This is a genomic window from Erwinia aphidicola, assembly GCF_014773485.1.
GTDB classification, from domain to species: domain Bacteria; phylum Pseudomonadota; class Gammaproteobacteria; order Enterobacterales; family Enterobacteriaceae; genus Erwinia; species Erwinia aphidicola.
Window position 1 is genome coordinate 77,569 of sequence record NZ_JACXBP010000015.1, and the last position, 6,402, is coordinate 83,970.

Sequence of the window (6,402 nt, forward strand, 5' to 3'; positions counted from 1 at the left end):
GTCAGAGGGAACGAAGATGAGCCAGCGCGGACTTGAAGCCCTGTTACGACCGAAATCCATTGCGGTGATCGGTGCCTCGACCCGGCCAGAACGCGCCGGTTATCTGATGATGCGTAATCTGCTGGCCGGCGGCTTTAGCGGCCCTGTGCTGCCGGTGACGCCAAAATACCAGGCCGTATGCGGCGTGCTGGCCTGGCCCGATATTGCCAGCCTGCCGCTGTCGCCCGATCTCGCCATTATCTGCACCCATGCAAAACGCAATCTTGAGCTGCTTAGCGCGCTGGGTGAACGCGGCTGTAAAGCCTGCATTATTCTCTCCGCCCCGGAAGAGCAGCTGGCCGAGCTGAAAGCCTGCGCCAGCCGCTGGCAGATCCGCCTGCTTGGTCCGAACAGCCTCGGCCTGCTGGCGCCCTGGCAGGGGCTGAATGCCAGCTTCTCGCCGGTGCCGATTACGCCGGGCAAGCTGGCGTTTATTTCGCAGTCGGCGGCGGTCTCCAACACCATTCTCGACTGGGCACAGCAGCGCCAGCTGGGCTTCTCGTGGTTTATCGCGCTCGGCGACAGCCTGGATATTGATGCCGGTGACCTGCTGGACTTCCTGGCACGCGACGGCAAAACCAGCGCGATCCTGCTTTATCTCGAACATCTCAGCGACGCGCGCCGCTTTGTCTCCGCCGCCCGCAGCGCCGCCCGCAATAAACCGATTTTGGTGATCAAAAGTGGCCGCAGCCCGCAGGCTCAGCAGCTGCTGTGCACGCACGGCGGAATGGATGCCGCATGGGATGCCGCCATTCAGCGCGCCGGATTACTGCGCGTGCAGGACACTCACGAACTGTTTTCGGCAGTGGAGACGCTCAGCCATATGCGCCCGCTGCGCGGCGAACGCCTGATGATTATCAGCAACGGCGCGGCACCGGCGGCGCTGGCGCTGGATGCGCTGGATGCGCGCAACGGCAAGCTCGCCACGCTAAGTGAGCCTTTACTTACCCAGCTGAGCGCGCAGCTACCGGAAGGTATCACGCCCGGTAACCCGCTCGATCTGAAAGATGATGCAACTCCGGAACGCTATCTGCAGGCGCTCTCTCTGCTGCTCGACAGCCATGACCTCGACGCCCTGCTGATTATCCATGCGCCCAGCGCGGTAGCCCCCCCCACGCTGACCGCGCAAAAAGTGATTGAGCTGGTGAAGCAGCATCCACGCGGCAAGCAGCTTACGCTGCTGACCAACTGGTGCGGCGAGTTCTCGTCCCTGGAGGCACGCCGCCTGTTTAGTGACGGCGGCATTCCCACTTACCGCACTCCGGAAGGCACCGTCACCGCGTTTATGCATATGGTGGAGTATCGCCGTAACCAGAAACAGCTGCGTGAAACGCCGGCGCTACCCGCTAACCTCACCGCCAATACCGCCGATGCGCACCGTCTGATCCAGCAAGCGCTGAGTGAAAGCGCCAGCACGCTGGATACCCATGAAGTGCAGCCGATATTGCAGGCATACGGGCTGACAACGCTGCCAACGTGGATTGCGGGCGACAGCGCTGAAGCGGTGCGTATCGCCGGACAGATTGGTTACCCGGTGGCGCTAAAGCTGCGCTCGCCGGATATTCCGCACAAGTCGGAAGTTCAGGGGGTGATGCTCTATCTGCGTAGCCCGGAAGAGGTGGAACAGGCGGCGAATGCGATTGTTGATCGCGTGCAGCTGACCTGGCCACAGGCGCGGGTGCATGGCCTGCTAGTGCAGAGTATGGCGAACCGTGCCGGGGCACAGGAGCTGCGCATTGTGGTGGAGCAGGATCCGCTGTTCGGGCCGGTGATTATGCTGGGTGAAGGCGGCATAAGCTGGCAGGCCGACCGTCAGGCGGTGGTGGCCCTGCCGCCGCTCAACATGACGCTGGCGCGTTATCTGGTCATTCAGGCAATTAAGAGTGGGAAGATTCGCGGCCGTAGCGCTCTGCATCCGCTGGATGTCGCGGGACTGAGCCAGGTGCTGGTGCAGGTATCAAACCTGATTGTCGACTGTCCGGAGATTGTGCGGCTGGATATTCATCCGCTGCTGGCGAGCGGCAGTGAGTTTACCCTGCTGGACGTGACGCTCCAGCTGGCGGAATTTCACGGCGATGCCGAAGCCCGGCTGGCGATCCGCCCCTATCCACACTCGCTGGAGGAGGCGGTCGAGCTGAAGAATGGTCAGCATTGCCTGTTCCGGCCGATCCTCCCTGAGGATGAGCCGCTGCTACAGCAGTTTATCGCCCGGGTGACAAAAGAGGATCTCTACTATCGTTACTTCAGTGAGATCAATGAGTTCACCCATGACGACTTGGCGAATATGACTCAGATCGACTACGATCGGGAAATGGCGATCGTCGCGGTGCGCCAGCATAACGGCAGCGATGAGATTATTGGTGTGACCCGCGCGATTTCGGATGCCGATAATATTGATGCCGAGTTTTCCGTGCTGGTGCGCTCTGACCTGAAGGGATTAGGACTGGGCCGAAGATTGCTGGAGAAGATGATTATCTATACGCGCCAGCATGGATTACAGCAGCTCAACGGAATTACTATGCCGGGCAACAAAGGCATGGTGACGTTAGCGCGCAAGCTGGGATTTGCGGTCGAAGTGCAGCTGGAGGAGGGTATCGTCGGGCTTTCGCTACCGCTGCAATCCGCAGAGATATTTCTTGAAAAGTAAATCTCACCCTATCCGCACCAACTAATGGTATTATTCGCGGTTAGAGTGATGATTTTATGGCAAAAGGCCATTCCATGAACAGAGAAGAAACGCACTGTGATGTTGTCTAAATTCAACCGAAACAAACACCAACAGCACCTTGCGCAACTGCCAAAAATTTCTCAGTCAGTTGCTGATTTCACCACGCTGTACTCCCCGGCGGAATTTCGCGAGACGCTGCTGGAAAAAATTGCGTCTGCGTCCCGGCGCATCTGCATCGTGGCTCTCTATCTGGAAAATGATGAGGGTGGCCGCGCCATCCTTTCTGCACTGTATGCGGCGAAAAAACAGCGCCCGGAGCTGGACATCCGCATACTGGTTGACTGGCATCGCGCCCAGCGCGGCCGCATCGGTGCAGCCGCCTGCGCCACTAACGCTGACTGGTACTGTGAGATGGCCGCGGAAAATCCCGGCTTTGCCATCCCGGTTTATGGCATCCCTGTCAATACCCGTGAAGCCCTTGGGGTGCTGCATCTCAAAGGGTCAATTATCGATGATACGCTGTTTTACACCGGCGCCAGCTTTAACGACGTCTACCTGCATCAGAAAGATAAATACCGTTACGATCGCTATCAGCTGATTGGCAACCGCGTGCTGGCCGATACCATGTTTAAATGGATCGATACCAACCTGATTCAGGCCGAAGCCGTGCATCGCCTCGACCAGGTTGAACGCCCAAAAAGCCCGGAGATTAAGAATGAAACGCGCCAGTTCCGTCAGGATCTGCGCGGTTTTGATTATCAGTTTAACGGCGATGCGAACAACGAAGAGCTGGCGGTCACCCCGCTGGTCGGGTTGGGTAAGCGCAGCCTGTTGAACAAAACCATTTTCCATCTGATGCCCTGCGCCGAACAGAAGCTGACTATCTGTACGCCGTACTTCAATCTGCCGGCTATTCTGGTGCGCAATATTATCTGGCTGCTGCGCCGGGGCAGAGAGGTGGAGATTATTGTTGGTGATAAGACCGCCAATGACTTCTATATTCCGCAAGATCAGCCGTTCAAAATTATCGGTGCGCTGCCTTATCTGTACGAGATTAATCTGCGACGCTTCCTCAGCCGTTTGCAGTATTACATCAACAGCGGGCAGCTGACGGTGCGCCTGTGGAAAGATGGTGAAAACAGCTATCACCTGAAGGGGCTGTGGGTAGATGACGAGTGGATGATGGTGACCGGTAATAACCTCAATCCGCGCGCCTGGCGCCTCGATCTCGAAAACGCGGTGCTGATCCACGATCCGCTCCAGCAGCTGACTGAACAGCGCGACCGCGAGCTGAGCCTGATCCGCGAGCACACTACGATCGTGCAGCATTTCCACGATCTGGAGAGCATCGCCGATTATCCGGTTAAAGTTCGCAAGCTCATCCGTCGCCTGCGCCGTATTCGTATCGACCGGTTAATTAGCCGCATCCTGTAAGCGACTATAATGCTCAAATCCAGCCCTGTTTTTACAGGGCTTTTTTATGGGAGTTGACGATGCGTTTTTTCCTGCTGGCGCTACTGTTAATGTGCAGCGGCTGTACTCATATGGCCCAGGATCGGTGGACCGGGCGCGATAAAGCGCAGCACTTTTTCTCATCGGCCTTTCTTTCCGCCGCGGGGAGTGCTTACGGCGAACGTCAAAACTGGAGTCCGGGCCACAGCGGCAGCTTCGGCGTGCTGTTTTCCGTCAGTCTGGGGGCGGCAAAAGAGTTTTATGACAGCCGGGAAGGCGGGAGCGGCTGGAGCTGGAAGGATTTTAGCTGGGATATAGCCGGTGCTGCCACCGGCTATGCATTATGGAATCTCGGCCAGTAACTACAGTTTCAGCCCTTTGCCTCTGCGGTGCAGCATGAGCGAAACAAGGAAGGCAACGGCACCCATGGCGGAAACATACCAGAAGAAGCTGGTTTCGCTGCCTGCCGCTTTCAGCGACAGCGCCACGTACTCCGCCGAGCCACCAAACAGCGCATTCGCCACGGCATAAGACAGGCCAACCCCCAGGGCGCGCACCTCGGGCGGGAACATTTCCGCCTTGAGGATCCCGCTGATTGAGGTGTAGAAGCTGGTGATCAGCAGGGCCAGCATGACTAATGCAAAGGCCAGAACCGGGCTGCTGACGGTTTGCAGCACACTAAGGATCGGCACGGTACATACCGCAGCAAAGCCCCCGAAGATCAGCATCGAGTTGCGGCGCCCGATCTTATCCGACAGTGCGCCAATTAACGGCTGCAGCAGCATAAAGACAAACAGGGCTATCGTCATCAGCCCGCTGGCGGTCTTATGGTCCATTCCCGACGTATTCACCAGGTATTTCTGCATATAAGTGGTAAACGTGTAGAAGCTGAGTGAACCTCCGGCCGTAAAGCCCAACACCATGATAAAGGCGCGGCGGTGCTTCCACAGCCCCTTCAGCGATCCGGCATCTTTATGCCCGCGGGTTTTATCATCTGAAGTTTCATTCAGTGAACGTCGCAGGTAGAGCGCCACTATGGCCAGCGCTGCGCCAATAGCGAACGGAATGCGCCATCCCCAACTGCGCAGATCTTCATCCGACAGCACCTGCTGCAGTACCACCACCGTCAGCAAAGCCAGCAGCTGCCCGCCAATCAGAGTGACATACTGGAAGGATGCGTAGAAACCTTTGCGCCCTTCTATTGCCACTTCACTCATGTAGGTTGCACTGGTGCCGTATTCGCCCCCGACGGATAGCCCCTGGAACAGGCGCGCCAGCAGCAGCAGCACCGGCGCCCAAACACCAATGCTTTCATAGCCTGGCAAACAGGCGATAACCAGTGAACCGAAGCACATCATGCACACGGAGATCAACATTGACGTTTTACGCCCATGCTTATCGCCAATGTAGCCAAACAGCCAGCCGCCGATTGGCCGCATCAGGAATCCGGCAGCAAAGACGCCTGCGGTTTGTAACAGCTGTGTGGTCGGGTTGCCGCTCGGGAAGAAGATATGAGCGAAATAGAGTGAGCAGAATGAGTAGACGTAAAAGTCGAACCACTCAACGAGATTGCCGGATGAGGCCCCGACGATTGCCCAGATGCGCTGGCGGGCGCTCATTGGATTTTGCGCCTGCGAATGTGTTTCGGTGATGGACTCTGCCATGTAATAACCTCGTAAGTTCTTTCCCTGCTTTAATAGCACCTAAGTTTGTTAATGTAACAGTTAACTCAAATGTGCGTTTGTTAAGAATTTGTTTTATAAGGATTGATTGTGTTTTATGTGAGCCAGCATTGATTATTACATAGTGGCAGAGAATGGCGAACAAGACCGAGGGAAGATAAAGGTAAGGGGATTCTGAAATGCAAAAAACCCCGGCCTTTCGGTCGGGGTTATTGCTTTATTTGATGCCTGGCAGTTCCCTACTCTCGCATGGGGAGGCCCCACACTACCATCGGCGCTACGGCGTTTCACTTCTGAGTTCGGCATGGGGTCAGGTGGGACCACCGCGCTAAAGCCGCCAGGCAAATTCTGTTTCATTCACACCCCCCTCGCGGGCGATGCAAACCAATCCGTTTCGAACAGGCTGAAAATCTCTTTTGCGTCTCTCGAACGCACACCAGAACGCTTCTGGCGTTGTAAGGTTAAGCCTCACGGGTCATTAGTACCGGTTAGCTCAACGCATCGCTGCGCTTACACACCCGGCCTATCAACGTCGTAGTCTTCAACGTCCCTTCAGGGGTC

4 protein-coding genes and 2 rRNA genes are annotated in these 6,402 nt (G+C 56.8%); 3 read left to right on the top strand and 3 right to left on the bottom strand.

What is annotated here, in order from left to right; translation table 11 throughout:
- The first annotated feature begins 16 nt into the window (after positions 1-16).
- The 3 genes from ID864_RS22895 (at position 17) to ID864_RS22905 (ending at position 4,521) form a co-directional block, all read left to right on the top strand.
- The gene (locus tag ID864_RS22895; protein WP_191150423.1) at positions 17-2,686 is read left to right on the top strand and encodes a bifunctional acetate--CoA ligase family protein/GNAT family N-acetyltransferase; all 2,670 of its coding nucleotides are present in this window, start codon (positions 17-19) and stop codon (positions 2,684-2,686) included.
- Positions 2,687-2,782: 96 nt separating this feature from the next.
- Positions 2,783-4,141: a CDP-diacylglycerol--serine O-phosphatidyltransferase gene (gene pssA, locus ID864_RS22900; RefSeq protein ID WP_180276729.1), complete on the top strand. Its 1,359-nt coding sequence runs from the start codon at positions 2,783-2,785 to the stop codon at positions 4,139-4,141.
- Positions 4,142-4,200: 59 nt separating this feature from the next.
- Complete coding sequence (locus ID864_RS22905) at positions 4,201-4,521, top strand: YfiM family lipoprotein (protein WP_048915025.1); 321 nt, start codon at positions 4,201-4,203, stop codon at positions 4,519-4,521.
- Here ID864_RS22905 and ID864_RS22910 read toward each other — a convergent pair whose 3' ends face one another.
- The 3 genes from ID864_RS22910 to ID864_RS22920 form a co-directional block, all read right to left on the bottom strand.
- Entirely contained in the window at positions 4,522-5,823 is a 1,302-nt protein-coding gene (locus ID864_RS22910; RefSeq protein WP_062818112.1) for an MFS transporter, read from the bottom strand.
- A 244-nt stretch (positions 5,824-6,067) separates the two neighbouring features.
- A 5S ribosomal RNA gene (gene rrf, locus ID864_RS22915) occupies positions 6,068-6,183 on the bottom strand.
- Positions 6,184-6,298: 115 nt separating this feature from the next.
- A 23S ribosomal RNA gene (locus ID864_RS22920) occupies positions 6,299-6,402 on the bottom strand; the annotation flags it as partial.

What these genes read in the sequence shown, in the direction of transcription:
- ID864_RS22910 (WP_062818112.1), bottom strand. Translation starts at nt 5,823, where the DNA reads ATGGCAGAGTCCATCACCGAAACACATTCGCAGGCGCAAAATCCAATG.
- ID864_RS22895 (WP_191150423.1), top strand. Translation starts at nt 17, where the DNA reads ATGAGCCAGCGCGGACTTGAAGCCCTGTTACGACCGAAATCCATTGCG.
- ID864_RS22905 (WP_048915025.1), top strand. Translation starts at nt 4,201, where the DNA reads ATGCGTTTTTTCCTGCTGGCGCTACTGTTAATGTGCAGCGGCTGTACT.